This window comes from Azospirillum sp. VT-I1 (genome assembly GCF_055698305.1).
In genome coordinates, this window is the sequence record NZ_CP168800.1 from 2,630,462 (window position 1) to 2,651,489 (window position 21,028).

The 21,028-nt window shown below is 68.4% G+C and carries 25 protein-coding genes; 13 read left to right on the forward strand and 12 right to left on the reverse strand.

Going from position 1 to position 21,028, the window contains the following annotated elements:
• Positions 1–24 precede the first annotated feature (24 nt).
• Positions 25–2,079, reverse strand: a complete 2,055-nt coding sequence (locus tag AB8P05_RS12650) for a 4Fe-4S dicluster domain-containing protein (RefSeq protein ID WP_472758182.1) — start codon at positions 2,077–2,079, stop codon at positions 25–27.
• A gap of 160 nt (positions 2,080–2,239) precedes the next feature.
• On the opposite strand from AB8P05_RS12650, the gene AB8P05_RS12655 reads away from it, so the two are divergent.
• Positions 2,240–2,521 (forward strand): type II toxin-antitoxin system ParD family antitoxin, encoded by a 282-nt coding sequence (locus AB8P05_RS12655; RefSeq protein WP_472758183.1) that lies wholly within the window; start codon positions 2,240–2,242, stop codon positions 2,519–2,521.
• Positions 2,518–2,838, forward strand: coding sequence for a type II toxin-antitoxin system RelE/ParE family toxin (locus AB8P05_RS12660; protein ID WP_472758184.1), 321 nt, complete (start codon positions 2,518–2,520; stop codon positions 2,836–2,838). The genes AB8P05_RS12655 and AB8P05_RS12660 overlap by 4 nt, the downstream gene beginning before the upstream one ends.
• Positions 2,839–2,860: 22 nt before the next feature.
• Here the strand turns inward: AB8P05_RS12660 and AB8P05_RS12665 are convergent, their stop codons facing one another.
• Positions 2,861–3,718, reverse strand: coding sequence for an ABC transporter substrate-binding protein (locus AB8P05_RS12665; protein WP_472758185.1), 858 nt, complete (start codon positions 3,716–3,718; stop codon positions 2,861–2,863).
• A 122-nt stretch (positions 3,719–3,840) separates the two neighbouring features.
• Positions 3,841–4,539, reverse strand: coding sequence for an ABC transporter permease (locus tag AB8P05_RS12670; RefSeq protein WP_472758186.1), 699 nt, complete (start codon positions 4,537–4,539; stop codon positions 3,841–3,843).
• Positions 4,540–4,626: 87 nt separating this feature from the next.
• On the opposite strand from AB8P05_RS12670, the gene fdhD reads away from it, so the two are divergent.
• From fdhD to AB8P05_RS12725, 11 genes are all read left to right on the forward strand, one after another.
• Complete coding sequence (gene fdhD, locus AB8P05_RS12675; protein WP_455171116.1) at positions 4,627–5,508, forward strand: formate dehydrogenase accessory sulfurtransferase FdhD; 882 nt, start codon at positions 4,627–4,629, stop codon at positions 5,506–5,508.
• Positions 5,498–6,157, forward strand: a complete 660-nt coding sequence (gene mobA / locus AB8P05_RS12680) for a molybdenum cofactor guanylyltransferase MobA (RefSeq protein ID WP_472758187.1) — start codon at positions 5,498–5,500, stop codon at positions 6,155–6,157. Before fdhD ends, mobA begins: the two co-directional genes overlap by 11 nt.
• Positions 6,157–6,666, forward strand: a complete 510-nt coding sequence (locus tag AB8P05_RS12685; RefSeq protein WP_472758188.1) for a DUF3305 domain-containing protein — start codon at positions 6,157–6,159, stop codon at positions 6,664–6,666. Before mobA ends, AB8P05_RS12685 begins: the two co-directional genes overlap by 1 nt.
• Complete coding sequence (locus AB8P05_RS12690) at positions 6,663–7,211, forward strand: DUF3306 domain-containing protein (protein WP_472758189.1); 549 nt, start codon at positions 6,663–6,665, stop codon at positions 7,209–7,211. The genes AB8P05_RS12685 and AB8P05_RS12690 overlap by 4 nt, the downstream gene beginning before the upstream one ends.
• 401 nt (positions 7,212–7,612) lie before the next feature.
• Positions 7,613–8,239, forward strand: coding sequence for a TorD/DmsD family molecular chaperone (locus AB8P05_RS12695; RefSeq protein ID WP_472758190.1), 627 nt, complete (start codon positions 7,613–7,615; stop codon positions 8,237–8,239).
• A gap of 17 nt (positions 8,240–8,256) precedes the next feature.
• On the forward strand, positions 8,257–8,493 hold the full coding sequence (locus tag AB8P05_RS12700) for a formate dehydrogenase (RefSeq protein WP_455171121.1): 237 nt from the start codon (positions 8,257–8,259) through the stop codon (positions 8,491–8,493).
• 13 nt (positions 8,494–8,506) lie between these two features.
• A complete protein-coding gene (locus tag AB8P05_RS12705) occupies positions 8,507–11,407 on the forward strand; it encodes a formate dehydrogenase subunit alpha (protein ID WP_472758191.1) in 2,901 nt (966 codons plus the stop codon).
• Positions 11,408–11,425: 18 nt separating this feature from the next.
• A complete protein-coding gene (gene fdh3B / locus AB8P05_RS12710; RefSeq protein WP_149223109.1) occupies positions 11,426–12,103 on the forward strand; it encodes a formate dehydrogenase FDH3 subunit beta in 678 nt (225 codons plus the stop codon).
• 11 nt (positions 12,104–12,114) lie between these two features.
• Entirely contained in the window at positions 12,115–12,300 is a 186-nt protein-coding gene (locus AB8P05_RS12715) for a hypothetical protein (RefSeq protein ID WP_472758192.1), read from the forward strand.
• A gap of 25 nt (positions 12,301–12,325) precedes the next feature.
• Positions 12,326–13,381: a formate dehydrogenase subunit gamma gene (locus tag AB8P05_RS12720; RefSeq protein WP_472758193.1), complete on the forward strand. Its 1,056-nt coding sequence runs from the start codon at positions 12,326–12,328 to the stop codon at positions 13,379–13,381.
• A gap of 254 nt (positions 13,382–13,635) precedes the next feature.
• Positions 13,636–14,325: a class II aldolase/adducin family protein gene (locus AB8P05_RS12725; RefSeq protein WP_472758194.1), complete on the forward strand. Its 690-nt coding sequence runs from the start codon at positions 13,636–13,638 to the stop codon at positions 14,323–14,325.
• Positions 14,326–14,341: 16 nt separating this feature from the next.
• Here AB8P05_RS12725 and AB8P05_RS12730 read toward each other — a convergent pair whose 3' ends face one another.
• The 9 genes from AB8P05_RS12730 to AB8P05_RS12770 all read right to left on the reverse strand — a co-directional run bounded on the left by AB8P05_RS12730 (position 14,342) and on the right by AB8P05_RS12770 (position 21,026).
• The gene (locus AB8P05_RS12730) at positions 14,342–16,345 is read right to left on the reverse strand and encodes an ATP-binding protein (protein WP_472758195.1); all 2,004 of its coding nucleotides are present in this window, start codon (positions 16,343–16,345) and stop codon (positions 14,342–14,344) included.
• 191 nt (positions 16,346–16,536) lie between these two features.
• Positions 16,537–17,058, reverse strand: a complete 522-nt coding sequence (locus AB8P05_RS12735; RefSeq protein ID WP_472759344.1) for a DODA-type extradiol aromatic ring-opening family dioxygenase — start codon at positions 17,056–17,058, stop codon at positions 16,537–16,539.
• The gene (locus AB8P05_RS12740; RefSeq protein WP_472759358.1) at positions 17,034–17,336 is read right to left on the reverse strand and encodes a DODA-type extradiol aromatic ring-opening family dioxygenase; all 303 of its coding nucleotides are present in this window, start codon (positions 17,334–17,336) and stop codon (positions 17,034–17,036) included. The genes AB8P05_RS12735 and AB8P05_RS12740 overlap by 25 nt, the downstream gene beginning before the upstream one ends.
• Positions 17,337–17,511: 175 nt before the next feature.
• Positions 17,512–17,991: a F0F1 ATP synthase subunit B family protein gene (locus AB8P05_RS12745; protein ID WP_472758196.1), complete on the reverse strand. Its 480-nt coding sequence runs from the start codon at positions 17,989–17,991 to the stop codon at positions 17,512–17,514.
• A complete protein-coding gene (locus AB8P05_RS12750) occupies positions 17,988–18,638 on the reverse strand; it encodes a F0F1 ATP synthase subunit B family protein (RefSeq protein ID WP_472758197.1) in 651 nt (216 codons plus the stop codon). Before AB8P05_RS12750 ends, AB8P05_RS12745 begins: the two co-directional genes overlap by 4 nt.
• Positions 18,639–18,729: 91 nt before the next feature.
• Positions 18,730–18,954: an ATP synthase subunit C family protein gene (locus AB8P05_RS12755; RefSeq protein ID WP_012973363.1), complete on the reverse strand. Its 225-nt coding sequence runs from the start codon at positions 18,952–18,954 to the stop codon at positions 18,730–18,732.
• Positions 18,955–19,034: 80 nt separating this feature from the next.
• A complete protein-coding gene (locus AB8P05_RS12760) occupies positions 19,035–19,778 on the reverse strand; it encodes a F0F1 ATP synthase subunit A (RefSeq protein ID WP_455171130.1) in 744 nt (247 codons plus the stop codon).
• 12 nt (positions 19,779–19,790) lie between these two features.
• Positions 19,791–20,159, reverse strand: a complete 369-nt coding sequence (locus tag AB8P05_RS12765) for an AtpZ/AtpI family protein (protein ID WP_455171131.1) — start codon at positions 20,157–20,159, stop codon at positions 19,791–19,793.
• A 252-nt stretch (positions 20,160–20,411) separates the two neighbouring features.
• Positions 20,412–21,026 (reverse strand): SCO family protein, encoded by a 615-nt coding sequence (locus tag AB8P05_RS12770; RefSeq protein ID WP_455171132.1) that lies wholly within the window; start codon positions 21,024–21,026, stop codon positions 20,412–20,414.
• Positions 21,027–21,028: the final 2 nt, after the last annotated feature.

A 21,028-nucleotide genomic window follows, 5' to 3' on the forward strand; every position in this document is an offset into this window, starting at 1 on the left:
GACGGCGATCAAGAGTTTGCGGCGTCACATCAGCTTTTGTCGCACTGCCGCCAGTTGTGCTTCCCTTTGCGCTTCCTCGCGTTCGCGCAGGTCGTCGTCGGTGGTGCGGGGCATCGGCGGGCGGCCCATGGCGAAGGGGTCGTTGCCGCGCTCGAACTGGTCGCGGACGCGGCAGTCCTCGCACATGCGGATGCGGTTGGCGGCCTCCGGCGTCGCGAACATCGAGTGCTTGCCCGCCAGCGCCGTCATGATCTTCTCGATCGACGACTTCGTGGCGAAGGGCTTGCCGCAGGACACGCAGCAGAAGGGCTCCTCCTCCTTGATGACCGAGGCGCCGCGCGCCTGATCGCGGAAATCGATCTCCGGCACCAGGGAGATGACCTTCTCCGGGCAGGTGGTCTTGCACAGGCCGCACTGCACGCAGGCGTCCTGGGCGAAGGACAGCATCGGCTTGTCGGAATTGTCCAGCAGCGCGCCCGTGGGGCAGGCGCCGACGCAGGACAGGCAGAGCGTGCAGCCCGCCACATCCACCGACACCCGGCCGAAGGGGGCGCCCGGCGGCAGCGGCAGCACCTCCACCGGGGCGGGGGCGACCTTGTGCAGGTGGCGCAGCGCCAGCATGGTCACGGTGCGCTTCGGCCCCATCGGCAGGAACATGCCGGCCTCGACCGGGTCCGCCGGCAGGGCCCACAGCTCGTCCGCAACCGCGTCGGGATCGGCGGCGTCGATCACCGCCACCCGGCCCGACCCGTAGCCGAGCCCGCTGAAGGCGGCCTCCGCCAGCCCGACCTGCGAGGCCAGCCCGGCGGTCTCCCCCTCGTTCTCCGGACCGGTCAGGACGCGGACATGGGTGCAGCCATAGGCGAGCGCCAGCGCGAACAGGTCGAAGCCGACCTGCGTCACCTCGTGCAGGGCGAAGGGCAGCACGCGGGCCGGCAGGCCGCGGCCGTGCCGGGACATCATGCCGACCAGCTCGTCGCCATGGCGCGGGTCATGGATCAGCAGTGCCGGGGCGGTGCCGCCGGCCTTGCGGTAGGTGCCCAGCAGCGTGCGCAGCCGCTCATAAACGGTGGCGGCCGGCGGCAGGGCATAGGTGGCGGCCCCGGTCGGGCAGACCGCGGCGCAGGACCCGCAGCCGGCGCAGACATGCGGGTCGATGGACACATGGTCGCCGTTGGGCGTGACGGCGCCGGTCGGGCAGACGTCCAGGCAGCGGGTGCAGCCGGTCTTGCGGCTGCGCGAATGGGCGCAGAGATCGGCCTTGAAGTCGACGAAGCGCGGCTTCTCGAACTCGCCGACCAGATCGGCGATCTCCAGCAGGGCGTTGGCCACCTCCACCGGGCTGTCGGGATCGGGGCGGATATAGCCGTCGCGGCGCTTGTGGTCGGGGAACAGCGGCGTGCCGCCGGTCAGGTCGAGGATCAGGTCGCAGCGGGCCGACGCCCCCTGCCGCACCGGCTCGAACCCCAGCGTCCCGCGCGAGGAGGGCAATGCCGGGGCATAGTCGTCCACCACGATCTCGAAGGCGCCGACCCAGCCGCGCCCGCTGCGGATGCGCCCGCGGAAGATCGCGACGTCCATCACCTGCGGCGGCGCGATGTCCTTGGGATTGGTCAGCAGGACGGTCACGTCCAGGTGCTTCGCCAGCCGGCGCCCGGCCTCGATGGCGCGTTCGTCGGTGCCGTAGACCAGACAGGTGCCCTGCGAGGTCAGAGTCAGGGCGCCGGTCGGCGGGATCGGCAAGGCGGCCTCGGCCAGCAGCGCGGCGATCTTCGGCAGCGCCTGCGCGCCCTCGTCCGACCAGCCGGCGCGCTCGCGGATGTTGGTGAAGGCCAGCGCGGTGTCCGGCGCCACCTCCGCCGCGATCTCGCTGAACAGCGGCGCTTCCTGCGTGCAGGCGACCAGCAGCGGCTGGCCGTTGGCGACCGCCTTCTCGAAGCGGTCGAGTTGCGCCCGGCACAGCTGGGTATGCACGGTGACGGCGCTGCCGTCGCCGCATGCCTTGCCCAGCGCCGCCCCGTCCAGCGCGATGCTGTGCGCACAGTCGCAGACGAGAACCGTCCGATCGCCGATCTTCATTGTCCCAGAAACTCCTGTCGCTTGGGGCTGACGCCCCTGGCCTGAGGACACTCATATGGGGGAATGCGGCGCGATGGGAACGGGAATCTTATCGGGATCGGGTTGTCACCGATTGCCGCGATAACGAACTTTGCTATGGTTGGCTATCCGGAGGCGGACGATGAACGTATCCCTTACCCCCGAACTTGAACGGCGGATCGAAGAGCGCGTGGCCAGCGGGCTGTACGGTTCGGCCAGCGAGGTGATGCGCGAGGCGCTGCGCCTGTACTTTCGCATCGACGATGCCCAGGGGCGTGCGCTGGAGCGGCTGAACCGCGACATCGGCGAAGCCATTGGCCAGTTGGACCGCGGGGAAGGGATACCGGCGGATGAGGCCCGGCGCCTGTCGAAGGAGCGGATTGCCGCCCGCCGGCAAGCAAAAGGTGGCCCGGACGAGCGGTGAGCGGCCTTTACACCCTGGCGCCGCTGGCGCTCGACGATCTCGATGCGATCCATGCCTTCATCGAGGATGCCGAAGGCGCCGACGCGGCCGACCGGCTGCTCGACTCACTCTACGACTCCTTTGAGAAAATCGCCGCCAGCCCCGGCCTGGGACATCGCCGGCCCGATCTGACCGGCTACGACGTCTTTTTCTGGACGGCTTTGCGTTGGTACGCGGTGATCTACCGGAAAGCCTCGGCGATCGAGATCGTCCGGGTCATCCCCTGGCGCCGCATGGAACCCGTTCTGCTGACGCCCGCCGGCGGTCTGTGGATGTGACCGCCGGCGTTATGCCCGCGTCTTACGCCCCCGGCTCGTTGGCGTTGGGGAAGAACAGCTGCTCGTCTTTGATGGTGTAGTCGGCGATGGCCTTCTGGCCCTCCGCCGAGACCAGCCAGTCGACGAAGGCCTGCCCGTCGGCCGCCTTGACGTGGGCGAACCTGGCCGGGTTGACCAGCATCGCGCCATACTGGTTGAACAGGCGCTTGTCGCCCTCCACCAGCACCGTCAGCGGGCCGCGGTTCTTGAAGTTCAGCCAGGTGCCGCGGTCGGTCAGGGTGTAGCCGTTCATCGCAGCGGCGGTGTTCAGCGTCGGTCCCATGCCCTGGCCGATGGAGCGGTACCAGCTCTCCTTGGGCTCCGCCTTGGCCAGGTCGAGGCTGGCCGTCTTCCACAGCGCGAGTTCGGCCTTGTGGGTGCCGCTGTCGTCGCCGCGCGACACGAAGGGGGCCTTGGCCGCGGCGATCTTCGACAGGGCTGCGGCGACGTCCTTGCCGCCCTTGATGCCCGCCGGGTCGGCGGCCGGGCCGACGATGACGAAATCGTTGTACATCACCGGCTTGCGTTCGGTGGAATAGCCTTCGGCAACGAACTTGTCCTCCGACGGCTTGTGGTGGACCAACAGCACGTCGGCGTCGCCGCGCCTGGCGAGGTCGATGGCTTGGCCCGTACCCTTGGCGACGACCCGCACCTCGATCCCCGTCCTGGCGGTGAATTTCGGCAGGATGGAGCCGAACAGGCCGGAATCCTCGGTCGAGGTGGTGGAGGCCACCGTGATGTAACGGTCGGCGGCCAATGCCGCCGGCGGGACGGCTGCCTGGATCAGGCCGGTCAGGGCCGCGGCGGCGGCAGCCCCCAGCACGAACGAACGGCGCAGCATCGCGTTACTCCTCCCAAAAGGCGTTGTTGCCTGCAAGGCATAGCGTATGCCGCGGATCCTTGCAAAGCCATGCCGGGTTTCCGTCGATTTTGCCGCATGCCGGAAAAACCGGCCCCGCTGGGTCAGGCGCGCTCGCCCGTCTCCTTCAGCAGGGATGCGGCGAGGTTGATCGCCAGCGACAGCGTCATCAGGACGAGGCCGAGCGCCAGCGCCATCGGCAGGTCGCCCTTGCTGGTCTCCAGCGCGATGGCGGTGGTCATGACGCGGGTGACATGCTCGATGTTGCCGCCGACGATCATCACCGCCCCGACCTCGGCGGAAGCCCGTCCGAACCCGGCGAGCACGGTGGTGACGAGGCTCCAGCGCGCCTCCGCCAGCAGGGTGGCCAGCCGCCGGAACGGCCCGGCGCCGGTGACGCGCAGCAGGTCGTCATACTCGACCAGAAGGTCCTCCACCGTCTGGCGGGAGAGGGAGGCGACGATCGGCACGATCATCACCGTCTGGGCGACGATCATCGCGGCCGGCGTGAACAGCAGCCCCAGCACCCCGAAGGGGCCGGACCGCGACAGCATCAGATAGACCACCAGCCCGACCACCACCGGGGGCAGCCCCATCAGCGTGTTCAGCAGGACCGCGACGACCCGCCGTCCGGGAAAGCTCAGCGCCGCGACGGCGGCCCCCAGCGGCAGGCCGATCAGCGTGGCGGCGGCGACGGCGGTCAGGCTGACCCGCAGCGACAGCCCGACGATCTGCATCAGCCCGGCGTCCAGCGTGGCGATCATGGTGACGGCCAGCGCCATGGCCTGGGAAAAATCCTGCATCGGGTCCAGATCAAAAATGGAATTGCATGGGCCGGGGGCTTGTCCGAAGCACGGCGCTCGCCCACACTCGCGCCCATGAGCCCTATCATGAGTCTTAAGACCTTCACCATAGCGCCGGACCCGGCGAACCCCAAGCTGACGGAGCGCGTCCGCGGCCTGGACCAGGACGGACGCGAGATCGAAACCGCCGTCACGGTGGAACGGCCGCTGACCCTGTACCTGAACGGGCAGGAGATCGTCACGATGATGACGATCGGCGACTATCCGGACTGTCTGGCCGTCGGCTATCTGCTGAACCAGAACATGCTGCGGCGCGACGACCGCATCACCGGCATCGACGTGGACGAGGAAACCGACACGGTCGTCGTCCGTACGGAGCGCGCGACCGATTACGAAGCGAAGCTGAAGAAGAAGACGCTGACTTCCGGCTGCGCCCAGGGCACCGCCTTCGGCGACGTGATGGAGACCTTCGAGTCCGTCAGCCTTCCCGCCGACGTCCGGCTCCGCACCTCGTGGATCTACGCGCTGTCGAAGCAGATCAACCTGCAGCCCAGCCTGTATCTGGAGGCCGGGGCCATCCACGGCTGCGTGCTGTGCCAGGAGGACCGGCCGCTGGTCTATATGGAGGATGTCGGCCGCCACAATGCGGTGGACAAGGTCGCCGGCTACATGCATCTGAACGGCATTCCGGCCGGTGACAAGATTTTCTACACCACCGGGCGTCTGACCTCGGAGATGGTGATCAAGACGGTGCAGATGGGCATTCCGATCCTGGTCTCGCGCTCCGGCTTCACCGCCTGGGGCGTGCAGCTGGCGCGGCAGGCCAACCTGACGCTGGTCGGCCGGGCCAAGGGCAAGCGCTTCATCGCGCTGGCCGGCACCGACCGGCTGGTCTTCGACGCCGATACGGCCGCGACCGCGGACGAGGACCGCCGGCATGGACGCAAGGGAAGCCGCGATGACGATTGACTTAGGGCACAGGGATATCGGCCACCGGGACATTGGCGGCGTCCTGCTGGCCGGCGGGCTGTCGCGGCGGATGGGCGGCGGCGACAAGTGCCTGCGCCCGCTGGGCGGCCAGACCATCCTGGAGCGGATCGTCGCCACCGTCCGGCCGCAGGTCGGCCCGCTGGTCCTCAACGCCAACGGCGACCCGGCCCGCTTCGCTCATCTGCACCTGCCGGTCGCGGCGGATGTGGTGGAGGGCTATGCCGGTCCGCTCGCCGGCGTGCTGACGGGGATGGAGTGGATGCGCGGCACCGCGCCCGGGATCGCCTGGGTCGCCAGCTTCGCCACCGACGCGCCCTTCATCCCGCGCGACCTCGTCACCCGCATGGCTGCGGCGCTGGAGCGGGAGGGCGCCGACCTCGCCTGCGCCCGCTCGGCCGGGCAGGAGCATCCCGTCTTCGGACTCTGGCCGATCCGGCTGGCCGGCGACCTGCGCCGGGCCATGGTGGAGGAGGGCGTCCGCAAGGTCGATGCCTGGACCGCCCGCTACCGGCTGGCCGTCGCCGATTTCGAGGTCGATCCGGCCAATTCTGTGGATCCCTTCTTCAACACCAACCGGCCGGAGGATCTGGCCGAGGCGGAACGCCTGCTGGCGTCGGGACATGTATGATGACGGAACCGCTTGGCACCCAATCGCTTGAGCGCATTGAGACCATGCCGCTGGGCATCGTGGTGGAGCGCCGCCGCGGCGTCACCGCCTGGGCCGAGTGGAGTTGGCGCCCGGTGTCGGTCATCCCCGGCGCCGGTCCGGTCGATCCGCCCGGCCGCCTCCTGATGGAGGGGGAGGGCTGGACCCACAGCCACGTCGCCACCCTGACGCTGGAGCTGTTCCGCACCGACACCGAAGGCTACCGCCTGAACCTGTCGCAGGACCCGCCGCGCCTGTGGGTGGTGATGCGCCCCGGGCCGGACGGCGAGGAGTTGGTGCCCGCAATCGTTACCGCGTCGGCCCATGAAGGGGAGGGCTATCAGGTCGGCAGCGACGTGGTGGAGACCGTGCCGATGCCGGCGGAGGTGATCGCGCTGGTCCGCGATTTCGTCGAGCAGCACCATGTCGACGTCCCCTTCCACAAGCGCGAACGCAAGCGCCATTTCGAGAAGGAGGACCGGCGGCGATGAGCGGCGAAGCCTTCCTGTCGCGCTGGTCGCGCCTGAAGCGCACGGCGGTCAAGCCGGAGCCGGAGGCCGTCGATGTCGCGCCGCCGGTCGAGGAGGTGGCAGCTCTTCCCGTTGCGGTCGCCGACGAACTGCCGGCCGATCCTGCCCAGCCGGACGCTCCGCCGAACGCAGACGGTGAAGCCGACGACCCGCTGAAGGATCTGCCGCCTGTCGAGGAACTGACCGGAGAGTCCGACTTCACGCCCTTCCTGCGCGCTGAGGTGCCGGAGGATCTGCACCGTCAGGCCCTGCGCAAGCTGTGGACCTCCGACCCGATCTATGCCAACGACGACGGGCTGAAGGACTATGCCGACGACTACGCCAGCCTGTTCACCGGCAACGTCCCGGTAAAGACCCTCTACCGCGTCGGCGAGGGCTTCCTGAACATGCTGGACGAGGTGGCGGAGGGGGCGGAGCCTGCAGAGCCCTCTCCCGTCCCGGGAGAGGGAGGGGACCCACGAAGTGGGGAGGGTGAGGGGCAATCCAAGAGTCCCGAACTTATCTGATCCTTGCGCCACCCCTCACCCTTCCCACCGCTGTGCGGCGGGCCCCTTCCCTCTCCCGGGGCGGGAGAGGGAGGATCCTTACGCCCCCCACAATTCTCCTCTCAAATTGCGACGGATCGTCGCGCCGGATTGGACGCTCTCAAAATCCAGGGGCGTTCTGTTAGCGCGAGCATAGCGCAGCGACAAAGATTCATTTGTCTCCCCTTCCGGGCGCGTCCTTAGTTGACAAATGGATAGGTTCAGTCCTTCTATTATCGGCCTGCGCAATGCTAAGCCACTGTAAGGCAACGGCTTTTCGCAGGTGCATCAAAAGGGGTTTAGGACGGGGCCATGGGACGGCGCGCGGTCAGGCCGCGGACGCCGGCATCCCCGTCTGTGTGTCCGGGAGGAGTTTGCGGCGCGTGTCCAGGGCCGTCGATCATACCGTTCCCCCCGCGGTCGCGGAGGAGGAACTGCTGCGTGCGCAGGTCTATGCCCTGCTGGCGCGCCTGCTGTCGCGCGCGCCCGACGCCGGCTTCCTGGCCGCGCTTGCCGGCGTGGCGGGGGAGGGCGGCGAGTTCGGCGCGGCGCTGAACCAGCTGGCCGAGGCGGCGCGCGGCAGCGACCCCGCGGCGGTGGAGGAAGAGTTTACCACCCTCTTCATCGGCGTCGGCGGCAGCGAGCGCACTCCCTACGGCTCCTACTATCTGACCGGATTCCTGAACGAGAAGCCGCTGGCGGAGCTGCGCGTCGACATGGCGCGGCTGGGCATCGCCCGCGCCGACGGCGTGACGGAGCCGGAGGATCACATCGCAGCGCTGTGCGAGATGATGGCCGGCCTGATCGGCGGCGAATTCGCGCCGGAGGACGGCGGGACGGTCGATCTCGAGGCGCAGCGGGCATTCTTCGACCGCCATGTCGGCTCCTGGGCCGGGCGGTTCTTTGCGGATTTGGAGACCTCGCCGTCGGCCCGCTTCTACCGGGCGGTCGGTGCGGTCGGACGAAGTTTTCTGGCGGTCGAGGCGCGCGCCTTCGACCTTGCGGCGTAAAGGTGAGGAGCGAAGCCATGACGCGGAACGCGGTCAAAGCCAAAGAAGAAGCTGCCAAGCAGAATACGGACAAATCGCTCGCCCGGCGCGACCTGTTTCGCGTCGCCGGCCTGGGCGTGGGTGCGCTGGGCGCCGTCGCCGCCGGGGTGACCGCCACCGGCGGGACCGCGGAGGCCGCCCCGGCGGAGACCGCCTCCACCGGCTACCGTGAAACCGACCATGTCCGTCGGGTCTACGAACTGAGCCGCTTCTAAGAGGAACGCCCCGATGCTCATCAAGAAAAGCTCGGCCACCTCGGGCGGCCGTCACCTTGCCCGCACGCTGACCCAGACGCTGGCGTCCGCCACCGGCGTCACCGTCGACCGCCGCGCCTTCCTGCGCACCTCCGGCATTGCCGCCGGCGGCGCCGCGCTCGCCTCCGCGATGCCGTTCGGCATGGTGAAGAAGGCCGACGCCGCCACCGCGGCGGCCGTCGCCGGCGCGCCCGTCAAGCAGGTCAAGTCGATCTGCACCCACTGCTCCGTCGGCTGCACCGTGGTGGCCGAGGTGCAGAACGGCGTCTGGATCGGGCAGGAACCCGGCTTCGACAGCCCGATCAACCTGGGTGCGCACTGCGCCAAGGGTGCTTCGGTGCGCGAGCACGCCCACGGCGACCGCCGCCTGCGCTATCCGATGAAGATGGTCGACGGCAAGTGGACCCGGATCAGCTGGGACCAGGCCATCGAGGAGGTCGGCTCCAAGCTGCTGGCGATCCGCGAGCAGTCCGGCCCGGATTCGGTGTTCTGGCTCGGCTCCGCCAAGCACAGCAACGAGCAGGCCTATCTGTTCCGCAAGTTCGCGGCCTTCTGGGGCACCAACAACGTCGACCACCAGGCGCGCATCTGCCACTCCACCACCGTGGCCGGCGTGGCGAACGTCTGGGGCTACGGCGCCATGACGAACAGCTACAACGACATCCAGAAGTCGCGCGCGCTGTTCTTCATCGGCTCCAACGCCGCCGAGGCGCACCCCGTCGCCATGATGCATGTGCTGAAGGCGAAGGAGCAGAACAACGCGCCGCTGATCGTCGCCGATCCGCGCTTCACCCGCACCGCAGCCAAGGCCGACGAATACATCCGCTTCCGTCCGGGCACCGACGTGGCGCTGGTCTGGGGCATCCTCTGGCACGTCCTGCAGAACGGCTGGGAGGACAAGGACTATATCGCCAAGCGCGTCTATGGCTTCGACGACATCCGCGCCGAAGTGGCCAAGTGGATGCCGGAAGAGGTGGAGCGCGTCACCGGCGTTCCGGGCTCGCAGCTGAAGCGCGTCGCCCGCACGCTGGCCTCCAACCGTCCGGGCACGCTGGTCTGGTGCATGGGCGGCACCCAGCACCACATCGGCAACAACAACACCCGCGCCTATTGCGTGCTGCAGCTGGCGCTGGGCAATGTCGGCGTGGCCGGCGGCGGCACCAACATCTTCCGCGGCCACGACAACGTGCAGGGTGCGACCGACTTCGGCGTCACCTCCGACAGCCTGCCCGGCTACTACGGTCTGGCCGAGGGCGCGTGGCGCCACTGGGCGCGCGTCTGGGACGTGCCGTACGACGAGGTGCTGGCCCGCTTCAAGGACAAGAAGCTGATGGAGGCCACCGGCATCCCGGTGTCCCGTTGGTTCGACGGCGTCCTGGAAGCCAAGGAGAACCTGGACCAGCCGAACCCGGTCAAGGGCATGGTCTTCTGGGGTCACGCGCCGAACAGCCAAGTCCGTCTGCCCGACATGAAGAAGGCGATGGAGAAGCTGGAACTGCTGGTCGTCGTCGATCCGTTCCCGACGATGACCGCCGTTCTGCCCGACCGCAAGGACAACTTCTACCTGCTGCCGGCCGCCACCCAGTTCGAGACGGTCGGGTCGCGTACCGCGTCGAACCGGTCCGTCCAGTGGTCCGACAAGATCATGGAGCCGCTCTTCGAATCGAAGGTGGACCATGAGATCATGTATCTGTTCGCGAAGAAGTTCGGCTTCGCCGGGCCGCTGTTCAAGAACATCAAGGTCGAGGGCACCGTCCCGGTGATCGAGGACATCACCCGCGAGTGGAACCGCGGCATGTGGTCCGTCGGCTACACCGGCCAATCGCCGGAGCGTCTGAAGCTGCACATGCAGCATCAGGCCACCTTCGACAAGACGACGCTGCGCGCCGTCGGCGGCCCGTGCGACGGCGATTACTTCGGTCTGCCCTGGCCCTGCTGGGGCACGCCGGAGATGAAGCATCCGGGCACCGCCAACCTGTACGACACCTCGCTGCCGGTGGCCGAGGGCGGCGGCGCCTTCCGCGCCCGCTTCGGCGTCGAGCGCAACGGCGTGACGCTGCTGGCCGAGGGTTCCTATCCGGAAGGGTCGGAGATCAAGGACGGGTATCCGGAAGTCACCATGGCGATGCTCCAGAAGCTGGGCTTCGACAAGGACCTGACGGAACAGGAACTGGCGGTCATCCAGAAGATCGGCGGCGAGAAGATCGGCGCCGTGTCCTGGACCACCGACCTGTCCGGCGGCATCCAGCGCGTGGCGATCAAGCACGGCCTGAACCCGCCGGGCAACGCCAAGGCCCGCTGCATCGCCTGGAACTTCCCGGACCCGGTTCCGATCCACCGCGAGCCGCTCTACACCCCGCGCCGCGATCTGGTCGCCAGCTATCCGACCTATGCGGACACCAAGTCCTGGCGCGTGCCGACGCTGTACAAGTCCATCCAGGACCGCGACGTGTCGAAGGAATACCCGATCATCCTCACCTCCGGCCGTCTGGTCGAGTATGAGGGCGGCGGCGACGAGACGCGCTCCAACCCCTGGCTGGCCGAGCTGCAGCAGGACATGTTCGTCGAGATCAACCCGTTCGACGCCAACAACGCCGGCATCAAGAACGGCCAGATGGTGTGGGTGGAAGGCCCGGAAAAGGGCAAGGTGAAGGTCAAGGCCATGGTGACCGAACGGGTCGGCCGCGGCGTCGCCTTCATGCCCTTCCATTTCGGCGGCGTGTATCAGGGGCAGGATCTGCGCTCCAAGTACCCGGCCGGGGCCGACCCGATCGTGCTGGGCGAGGCCGCCAACACGGCGACCACCTACGGCTACGATTCGGTGACCCAGATGCAGGAAACCAAGACCACCCTTTGCCGCATCCAGGCGGCCTGACGCGCGGGAGTTTGAACCATGGCCCGGATGAAATTCCTGTGCGACGCCGAGCGCTGCATCGAGTGCAACGCCTGCGTCACCGCCTGCAAGAACGAGAACGAGGTGCCCTGGGGCATCAACCGCCGCCGCGTCGTGACCATCAACGACGGCAAGCCGGGCGAGCGGACGATCTCGGTCGCCTGCATGCACTGCTCCGACGCGCCCTGCATGGCGGTCTGCCCGGTCGACTGCTTCTACCAGACCGCCGAGGGCGTGGTCCTGCACAACAAGGACCTCTGCATCGGCTGCGGCTATTGCTTCTACGCCTGCCCGTTCGGCGCGCCGCAGTACCCGCAGGCCGGCAACTTCGGCACCCGCGGCAAGATGGACAAGTGCACCTTCTGCTCGGGCGGTCCGGAGGCCGACAATTCGGAGGCCGAGTTCAAGAAGTACGGCCGCAACCGTCTGGCCGAAGGCAAGCTGCCGCTCTGCGCCGAGATGTGCTCGACCAAGGCGCTGCTGGCCGGTGACGCCGACAAGGTGTCGGACATCTACCGCGAGCGCGTGACCGCCCGCGGCTTCGGCTCCGGCGCCTGGGGCTGGGGCACCGCCTACCAGACCAAGTCGGGTCAGGAGCGCGGCCAGCCCGGCGGTTCGCTGTTCCAGGGCACCGGCGGTGCGGCCGGTGGGGCTCCCGTGCAGAAGCAGGGGCTGTGACGGTGACGATGGTGGGGACGCGCACTGTCCTGCTGGCGTTCGGCGCCGCGCTTCTGCTGGCCGGGTGCCAGGAGGACGCGACGCCGCGCCCGATCCATCTGGACAAGGGCGTCTACCGGGGCGCGGCCGACACGCCGCGCACCGCCGACGAGGTGCGCGCGCTGCAACAGCGCGCCGCCTATCAGGGTGTGCGATAGGGAGCGTCCGATGGAAGGTCATCGCATGAAGTCGGCTGTCGCCGCCTTGCTGTTCGGGATCGGCCTCGCCTGCGGCGCGGCATTGCCCGCCGCCGCCCAGTCCAGCGTCCGCGTCGGCGGCCCGGTCGATCAGCAGGCCAACAGCCAGCAATTCGAACGCGAGGCGCCGCCGGTGCCGACCCAGGTCCCCGGGAAGAGCATTGCCGAAGGCTGGCACGGCATCCGCCTGGGCGAGCAGGGCACCGTCTCCATCCCCAACAAGCAGGCCGGCGTCCTGATCCAGTCGGAAGGCGAGGCCTGGCGCGCGGTTCGCAACGGGCCGCTCAGCCAGTACGGCACCTGGGTGCTTGCCGGCATCATGGCGCTGCTGGTGCTGTTCTTCCTGGTCCGAGGCCGCATCCGCATCGACGGCCGGAAAACCGGCCGCACCATCCAGCGCTTCAACGCCTTCGAGCGCGGAGTGCACTGGCTGACCGCCGGCAGCTTCGTCGTGCTCGCCATCTCCGGACTGAACGTGCTGTACGGCCGCTATACGCTGCTGCCGCTGATCGGGCCGGAGCCGTTTGCCGCCTTCACCCATTACGGCAAGTTGGCGCACAACTTCCTGGGCTTCGCCTTCATCGTCGGCGTGGCGCTGATCTTCGTCATGTGGGCCCGGCACAACATCCCGTCCCGCCATGACCTGACCTGGTTCCTGAAGGCGGGCGGCCTGTTCTCCAAGGGCGTCCACCCGCCGGCGCACAAGTTCAACGGCGGTCAGAAGATCATCTTCTGGTCCACCGTGGTCGGCGGTGCTGCGCTCGGCTTCACCGGCGTGCAGCTGATCTTCCCCTTCAGCTTCGCCACGCTGGAGGAGCTGCAGCTGTACCAGCTGCTCCATGCCGCCATCGCGATCATCATGATCGCCATCATCCTGGCGCACATCTACATCGGCTCCGTCGGCATGGAAGGCGCCTTCGCCGCCATGGGCGATGGTCAGGTCGAACTGCAATGGGCGCGCGAGCACCATTCGCTGTGGGTCGAGGAAGTCACCGGCGAGAAGGTGAGCCACGGGCACCACCACGGGACGCCGGCGGAGTAGGGCTTCAATAGCCGTTTTGTCCCCTCCCTAACCCTCCCCCACCCTCGGCCGGCCATAGGCCGGTCCGATCGTGGGAGAGGGAACTCCGCCGCTCTTGCGCTTAACTCCCTCTCCCGCGAAGCGGGGAGGGTTGGGGAGGGGGCAAGGGTTTGGGGGCGTCACGCCGACAAGGCCGAAGCCACAAGCATCCCCCCTTGACCCTCACCACACCCCATGGCCCCTTAGGCGCTCCCACCACCCCGGATGCGCCCGCCATGACCACCCACCTCGCCGAACGCCAGGCCGTGATCGACGGCTGCCTTGCCATGAACCGGCTGGGCATCAACCAGGGCATGTCGGGAAACCTGTCGCACCGGGTTCAGGGCGGTTTCCTGGTCACGCCGACCAGCATGCCCTATGACGCCATGATCCCGGACGACATCGTCGAAATGGGCTTCGACGGCACCTATCTGGGCAATCGCCGCCCGTCGTCGGAATGGCGGATCCATCGCGACATCCTGCGGGCGCGGCCGGACGTGACGGTCGTCCTGCATGCCCATCCGACCTTTGCCACCGCGCTGGCGGTGCATGGCCGCGGCATTCCGTCCTTCCATTACATGGTGGCGCTGGCCGGCGGCGATTCGATCCGCTGCGCCCCCTACGTGACCTTCGGCACACAGGACCTGTCGGACCACGCCCTGACGGCGCTGGAAGGTCGGCTCGCCTGCCTGCTCGCCAACCACGGCATGATCGTGCTGGGGACGAGCGTGGCGAGCGCCCTGTCCCTCGCCGTGGAGGTCGAGACGCTGGCCCGCCAGTATCTCTACGCCCAGCAGTTCGGCGAACCGGTGATCCTGCCGCCCGAAGAGATCGCGCGGGTGGCGGAGAAAATGCGGCGGATGAAGTACGGCCAGCCGGTCGACGACAACGATGCGCCGGAAGACACCGCGCGCCCGCGCCTCTGATCGTCCGGCGTCCCGGTTACGGCCCGATCTGCGTCATCGAGTTGCTGCCGGCGAGATGGCCGGCCGGCTTCAGCGAGGCGACCCGCAGCAGCGGCTTGGCATTGCCGACCGCCTCCACCTGCAGCGCGCGCTCTTCCGCCGGCGCTTCATAGACGGCAGGGAGGGCGATGGTGATGCGGGTGCCCTGACCGGGCTCGCTCGCCACCTCGATGTCGCCGCCCAGCATGGCGGTGTAATGGCCGACCAGCGTCAGGCCCAGCCCGGCGCCCCGCGGCTTGCCCTGCCCACGCGTCGCAACGGCGCCGTTGCCGGCCCCCTGGACGAAGGGCTGGAACAGCCGGCCGGTCTGCGCGCTGGGGAAACCGCGGCCGGTGTCGGCCACGGTGAAGCGGTACCAGCGGGTGCCGTTGCGCTCGACCCGCTCCGCCGACAGGGTGACGGTGCCCTCCTGCGTGAACTTGCAGGCGTTGTCGAGCAGGCTCAGCAGGGTCTGCCGCACCTTGGTGAAGTCGGAATGCATCTGGCCGAGCCCGGCGGGGGCGGTCAGCTCCAGCGCGTTGCCGTAGAGGTCGGCGGCGGGCATCGACCGCTCGCGCGCCTCGGTCAGCAGCCGGTTGATGTCGAAGTCCTGCAGGCAGACGTCCATCGCCCCGGCCTCGATCTTCGCATAATCCAGCAGGGCGTCGACCAGGGTGGTCAGCTGCTCGCCCGTCCACTGGATATGCTCGACGTCGGTCGCCAGCTCGTCCACGCCCAGCCGGTGCAGGTCGGTCATCAGCGACTGGCTGGCGTTGACGATCTCGGTTAGCGGGCCGTGCAGTTCATGCCCCATATTGACCAGGAAATCGCTCTTGGCACGGCTGGCAGCCTCGGCCTGCGCCTTCTCGCGCAGCAGGCGGGTGTGCTCCACCTCCGCCTCGCGGCGCTCGCGTTCGGTATCCTCGGCGGTGGTGCGCAGGACCTCCACCGCGCGGGCCATGGCCGCGATTTCATCCTGGCCGGTCAGCGCCGGCAGCGTCACGTCGGTGCGGCCGGCGGCCAGCGCCGTCACCGCCGTCGCCATCGTCTTCATCGGCGCCGCGACGCTGCGCTGGACCAGCCAGAGCGCCAGCAGGCCGGCCAACAGCACCGCGCCGCCGATCCACAGGGCGACGGTGGTGTAGCCCGACAGTCCGTTGCTCAGCGTGCCGCGCAGCGCCTGGGTCCCTGCCTCCGCCCGGCGGCGGATTTCGCCCAGGTTGGCGGCGATGCCGGCGGCGTTGGCCGCCATCGCCTCGGCCCGCAGGGTGTCCTCCTCCGCCACGGCCGCTTCGATGGCGGTCAGCACGCCACCGGCCTTGGACAGCAGCGCCGCCACCTCGTCGATCGCCTGCTTGGTGCCGGGAACCCACAAATAGCGGTTCATCTCCGCCAGCCGGTCGCGGGCGACGGCCAGCTGGGCGCGCATCGCTTCGGCATCCTGGGGATCGCGGCGGTCGATGTAGCGGGTCAGATGGTCCTGCATCAGCAGAACGGCGATGGCCGCGTCGCTCGCCAGAGCGGTCGAATCGACACCGCCGGCGCTCTTGAGATGGTCCAGCTTCTGGCGGGTCTGGGCGACCATCGGCTCCAGCACGCCGGTGATCTGGCCGTTGCGGTCGCTGCGCAGGGCGATGACCTTCTGCACCGCCGCCCAGTAATCCTCCAGCGCGGATTTGGCCTTGTCGACGCCCTGACGGTCCGCGGTCTCCACCGCGCCCTTCGACAGGGTGTCGAGCCGCTCCCGCAGCGTGTCGTGCCGCCAGGAGGCGTCGAGCAGGCTTTGGTCGTCGCCGTAGGTCAGATGGTCGCGCACGGCGACCTCCAGGTCGCGCAGGCTGACGTCGGCATCCGCCGCCGCCTGGGACAGGTCGGCGCGGCCGGAGAAGGCGCCGATGTCGCGCGACACCGCGTAGAACCAGCCGAGCCCGACGAGCGCCAGCAGGACCACCAGCCCGAGCGCAATGCCGAAGCCCGTGCCGACCCGGGCCGACACGGTCATGTCGCGGAATCGGGTCCGGCGGCCGCTCCGGGACAGAATGCCGTTCCGCTTCACACCGACTCCCGCTTGCGCTGTGCCTGACGAATCGCATGGACGACCACAACCGTTGGCCGGTCCCCGCGCGGCGCGGATTGTAGCTTGGTGATCTCCGCAGGCAAACAGACAAGTGTGCGACGGAGTACCGCCAAAGGTCAGGCGGCATCCCCGGAGGTGAAGGCGTAGGCATGCATGCCCAGGCTGCCATGTTCGAAGCCGGCATGCAGCCGCTCGGTCCTCGGCTGCGGACCGGCGGCGCCGAAGGCCACCGGCAGAGGCAGGAAATGCTCGTCGCTGGGATGGGCGCGGCGGGCGTCCGGGCTGGCGGTGAGCCAGTCGCCGAGAGTCTGGGTTTCGCCGGCCTCCAGCGTCCGGTCCAGCCAGCCGGCGAAGCCGGTGGCCCAGGCCGCGGTGCCGGTCCCGCCGAAACGGAACTCCCGCAGATTGTGGACGGCGCCGCCGCTGGCGAGGATCAGCACGCCGTCCCGCCGCAGCGACTCCAGCTGCCGCCCCAGCGCGATGTGGTCGGCGGCGCTGCGGTGGGGCATCACCGACAGCTGCGCCACCGGGATGTCGGCGTCCGGATACATCAGCATCAGCGGCACCCAGGCGCCATGGTCCAGGCCCTGCGCCGGATCGACTGCGGCGCCGGTCAGTTCCGCGACCCGTTCCGCCAGCGCCGGCGCGCCGGGGAGGGGTAGCGCATGCGGTAGAGCGCGTCGGGGAAGCCGTAGAAGTCGTGGATGGTCTCCGGCGCGGTGGCGCCGCTGACCGTGGGGCCGCGGGTCGTCCAGTGGGCGGAAACCGCGAGGATGGCGCTCGGCCGGCCGAGCCTGCGGCCGAGCCCGGCCAGGAAATCGCGGCCGGCGCTGGTCTCCAGGATCAGCGTCGGGGCGCCGTGGGAGACGAAGACCGAGGGGAATGGGGCGGCGGAGGGCTGGGCATTGGACGACATGAACGAACGGAACTCCGGCCGGGCGGTGGGGGAGGGCGGGAACGGTTCCATTCGAGCAAAGAAAAACCCCGGCGCCTAGGCCGGGGTTTTTCGAAAGTCCGTTGTTCATGCCGCAACAATGATCGGGAAACCCGTGCTGCGGCGGAACCCTGTGACTCCAACCGGTGGGGACCGATCAGTGCAGGTGCTTCGGAAGCTCGCCGATCGACTGCTCGATCAGCTTGTCGGCCTGGACCGGCGGCAGGCCGCCGGACAGGACGCGCTTGCTGGCGCCGATGGCGACGTCGACCGTCAGGTTGCGGACCTCGGCCAGCGCCGCGGCTTCCGCCTGAGCGATGCGGTCCATGGCCTGGGCCTCGCGGCGCTTCAGCGACGCTTCCAGGTCGGTACCGGCCTGGGCCCGCAGGCGGGCGGCTTCCTCGCGGGCGTGGGCCAGGACGGCCTCCGCTTCCTTCTGGGCGTCGGCCAGACGGCGCTGGTAGCCGTTCAGCAGAGCCTGGGCGTCCTTGTGCAGACGCTCGGCCTCGTCCAGTTCGGAGCGGATGCGCTCGGCGCGGCCGTCGAGGGCGGTGCCGATGGCGGCCGACGCCTTCTTCCAGACCAGGGCCACGAAGATGACGAAGGCGACGAAGACCCAAAATTCAGGTGAGTTCATCCCCGGCGCTCCTCAAGCACGGCCGCGACAGCGGCGTCCGCCTGGGCCTGATCGACGTCGACACCGGCCAGACGGCCGGCGATGTCGCGGACGATCCCGGTCGATTCGGCACGGATGTTGGCCAGGGCCTGGTCCTTCGCCGCGGCGATGGACGCCTCGGCGCTGCGCAGACGCTCGGTGATGTCGGCGTTCAGCTGGGCCTGACGGGCCTGGTTGTTCGCCTCGATGTCGGCGCTGGCCTGGGCGATGACGCCCTGGGCCTCGGCACGGGCGCCGGCGAGGGACTTCTCGACCTGGGCCAGGATGGCCTCGGCCTCTTCCTTCAGCTGGGCGGCCTTGGCGAGATCGCGCGAGATGCGCTCCTGCCGCGCTTCCAGAACCTCGGCCACGCGCGGGAGCGCCTTCTTGGACATGAGGTAGTAGAGAACGCCGAAGGTCAGAGCCAGCCAGAAGATCTGGGTCGGGAAATTGGCGGGATTGAGCTGCGGCAGGCCGCCGGAAGCGTGCTCGCCGCCGTGCGCCGCGTCCGGAGCGTGCTCCGCCGCGGCCGCCAGGACGGTGCCGGCCATCGTGGTGAGGGTGACGAGCGAGGCGCCCGCCACTCCCGACCAGCGGGCCAGCCGGCCTTTGGCCAACAGGTTCGGCATGATCGGTCCCCCTAGGCAAAGGAGCGGCGCCGAAACTTCGCTTAAGAAGCCCGGCGCCGCGTCAGAGCTGTTTTTAAAAGCCGCTCTGGCCTTAGGCGAACAGGATCAGGAAGGCGATCAGCAGCGCGAACAGCGCGACGGCTTCCGTCAGCGCGAAGCCCAGAATGCCGATCGGGAAGACCTTCGGCTGGACGGCCGGGTTGCGGGCGATCGAGCCGATCAGGGTCGAGAAGATGTTGCCGATACCCAGGCCGACACCGGCGAGGGCGATGACAGCCAGACCGGCACCGATGAACTTGGCGGCTTGAGGATCCATTGTACTCTCTTCCTCTAGGTAAGGGTGAACTTGTTGGAACTTGAGGTGAACAGGAGGTCCGGACTACCGCCGGGAGCCGCTTAGTGCAGTTCCAGGGCGTCGCGGATGTACAGGCAGGTCAGGATCGAGAAGACGTAGGCTTGCAGGAAAGCCACCAGGAACTCGAAGCCGGTCAGGGCGACGTTGATCGCCAGCGGGACGAGGCCGGTGACGAAGCCCAGCGCGCCGAGACCGCTGATCATCATGACCGTGAAGCCGGCAAAGACCTTCAGCATCGTGTGACCGGCCATCATGTTGGCGAACAGTCGGATCGAGAGGCTGACGGGGCGCATCACGTAGGAGATCACCTCGATCGGGATGAGGATCGGGGCGAGCGCGATCGGAGCGCCGTGCGGCATGAAGAAGGAGAAGAAGTGCAGGCCGTGCTTCAGCAGGGCCAGGATGGTCACGAACACGAACACCGTCGCCGCCAGCGCGAAGGTCACGATGATGTGGCTGGTGAAGGTGAAGGTGTAGGGGATCATGCCGATCATGTTGCCGATCAGCACGAACATGAAGATCGAGAACACGAACGGGAAGTAGGGCTTGGCGTCGTGGCCGGCGTTGTCGCGCACCAGGTTCGCGACGAACTCGTAGAACATCTCGGCCAGCGACTGCAGGCGGCCGGGAACCATCGACTTGTTCGCCATGCCCATGACCAGCAGGGCGTAGATCGCCGCCACGGCCACGACCATGAAGAAGGCCGAGTTCGTGAAGGACACGTCGTAGCCGCCGAGCACGATCTGGAACAACGGGTTGATTTGGAACTGGTGCAGCGGATCCAAGGTCGTCCTCGCTCAGTGTGCGTCGCCGTCTTGGCGCTCGTTGTCGTCCCCAGTGGGCCGGCGGTAGCCGGCGGCGATGCCGAAGCCGGTGACGGCCCGGTAGACGTTCAGGACTCCCGCCGCGGCCCCCAGGAAGAACATGACGATCAGTCCCCAGGGCGCGGTGCCGAGCCAGCGATCGAGCAGAAGCCCGCCGCCGACGCCGACGATCATGGCAGCAACAAGCTCCGTCCCGATGCGCCAGGCGGTGGCGAGGGCACCCTGCGGCGGACGGTGGTATTTGCTACCGGGTCCGCCAGACCAGCCGCGTTCTCCCTCACGCGCCTTCCGCAACCGGGCTTCGAGATCGTCCAGGGGATCGGGGGGCGTTTTGTTGTTCATTCCGCCTCTCAATCACCCCTGGCCACTCGTTGGCTCGCAGCCATGCGAAAGCGGCGAGACCATACGGGTGGGGCGCTACCCTGTCAAGTCGCAAAACCTGCGGTGTAAGCTATTGAAATGATTGAGAAAGACAGGAAATGTCGCGGATTTTGCCGCGGTGCGGCGCGTTGTCCCGCTCCAGCATGCGAAAAAACCCGGTGGTATGACCGCTTTTCCGGGCTTTTCGGGGGCTTTTCACCCCCTATGCGCCGTTCAGCCGGCGATGCGGCCGGACAGATCCTGCGCGATCTTGTCGGCCGCGGTGCCGCCGGGATACACGCCGACGAACTTCCCGTCCGGCCCCATCAGGTAGATGAAGCTGGAATGGTCCATCAGGTAATCCTCGGGCTTTCCATCCTTCTGCGGCGCCTTGGCGTAATAGACGCGGTAGGCGCGCGCGGCCTCGCGCACCTGCTCCGCCGTGCCGGTCAGCCCGACCAGCCGGGGGTGGAACAGCCCGACATAGTCGTTCATGTGCGCCACAGTGTCGCGGTCGGGATCGACCGTGATGAAGACCGGCTGCACCTGCTCCGCCTTCGGCCCCAGCTGGTCCATCGCCTGGGTCATCACCCCCAGTTCGGTCGGGCAGACGTCCGGGCAATAGGTGTAGCCGAAATAGATCAGCATGTATTTGCCGCGGAAATCGGCGTCGGTGACGGTGCGGCCGCGGTTGTCGGTCAGCGTGAAGGGGCCGCCGATGGGCACGGCGGACTTCGTCCCGCTTTCCACGGTGGTTGCGGCGTTGCGCACCTGCCACCAGGCGATGCCGGCGGACACGGCGATGGCCAGGACGGACGCGGCGGCGATGCGGATGAGTCGTGCCTTCATGG

Coding starts and splice junctions, on each gene's coding strand:
- AB8P05_RS12650 (WP_472758182.1), bottom strand. CDS start 2,079: ATGAAGATCGGCGATCGGACGGTTCTCGTCTGCGACTGTGCGCACAGC.
- AB8P05_RS12655 (WP_472758183.1), top strand. CDS start 2,240: ATGAACGTATCCCTTACCCCCGAACTTGAACGGCGGATCGAAGAGCGC.
- AB8P05_RS12665 (WP_472758185.1), bottom strand. CDS start 3,718: ATGCTGCGCCGTTCGTTCGTGCTGGGGGCTGCCGCCGCCGCGGCCCTG.
- AB8P05_RS12670 (WP_472758186.1), bottom strand. CDS start 4,539: ATGCAGGATTTTTCCCAGGCCATGGCGCTGGCCGTCACCATGATCGCC.
- fdhD (WP_455171116.1), top strand. CDS start 4,627: ATGAGTCTTAAGACCTTCACCATAGCGCCGGACCCGGCGAACCCCAAG.
- mobA (WP_472758187.1), top strand. CDS start 5,498: ATGACGATTGACTTAGGGCACAGGGATATCGGCCACCGGGACATTGGC.
- AB8P05_RS12685 (WP_472758188.1), top strand. CDS start 6,157: ATGACGGAACCGCTTGGCACCCAATCGCTTGAGCGCATTGAGACCATG.
- AB8P05_RS12690 (WP_472758189.1), top strand. CDS start 6,663: ATGAGCGGCGAAGCCTTCCTGTCGCGCTGGTCGCGCCTGAAGCGCACG.
- AB8P05_RS12700 (WP_455171121.1), top strand. CDS start 8,257: ATGACGCGGAACGCGGTCAAAGCCAAAGAAGAAGCTGCCAAGCAGAAT.
- AB8P05_RS12705 (WP_472758191.1), top strand. CDS start 8,507: ATGCTCATCAAGAAAAGCTCGGCCACCTCGGGCGGCCGTCACCTTGCC.
- fdh3B (WP_149223109.1), top strand. CDS start 11,426: ATGGCCCGGATGAAATTCCTGTGCGACGCCGAGCGCTGCATCGAGTGC.
- AB8P05_RS12720 (WP_472758193.1), top strand. CDS start 12,326: ATGAAGTCGGCTGTCGCCGCCTTGCTGTTCGGGATCGGCCTCGCCTGC.
- AB8P05_RS12725 (WP_472758194.1), top strand. CDS start 13,636: ATGACCACCCACCTCGCCGAACGCCAGGCCGTGATCGACGGCTGCCTT.
- AB8P05_RS12730 (WP_472758195.1), bottom strand. CDS start 16,345: ATGACCGTGTCGGCCCGGGTCGGCACGGGCTTCGGCATTGCGCTCGGG.
- AB8P05_RS12740 (WP_472759358.1), bottom strand. CDS start 17,336: ATGTCGTCCAATGCCCAGCCCTCCGCCGCCCCATTCCCCTCGGTCTTC.
- AB8P05_RS12745 (WP_472758196.1), bottom strand. CDS start 17,991: ATGAACTCACCTGAATTTTGGGTCTTCGTCGCCTTCGTCATCTTCGTG.
- AB8P05_RS12750 (WP_472758197.1), bottom strand. CDS start 18,638: ATGCCGAACCTGTTGGCCAAAGGCCGGCTGGCCCGCTGGTCGGGAGTG.
- AB8P05_RS12755 (WP_012973363.1), bottom strand. CDS start 18,954: ATGGATCCTCAAGCCGCCAAGTTCATCGGTGCCGGTCTGGCTGTCATC.
- AB8P05_RS12765 (WP_455171131.1), bottom strand. CDS start 20,159: ATGAACAACAAAACGCCCCCCGATCCCCTGGACGATCTCGAAGCCCGG.
- AB8P05_RS12770 (WP_455171132.1), bottom strand. CDS start 21,026: ATGAAGGCACGACTCATCCGCATCGCCGCCGCGTCCGTCCTGGCCATC.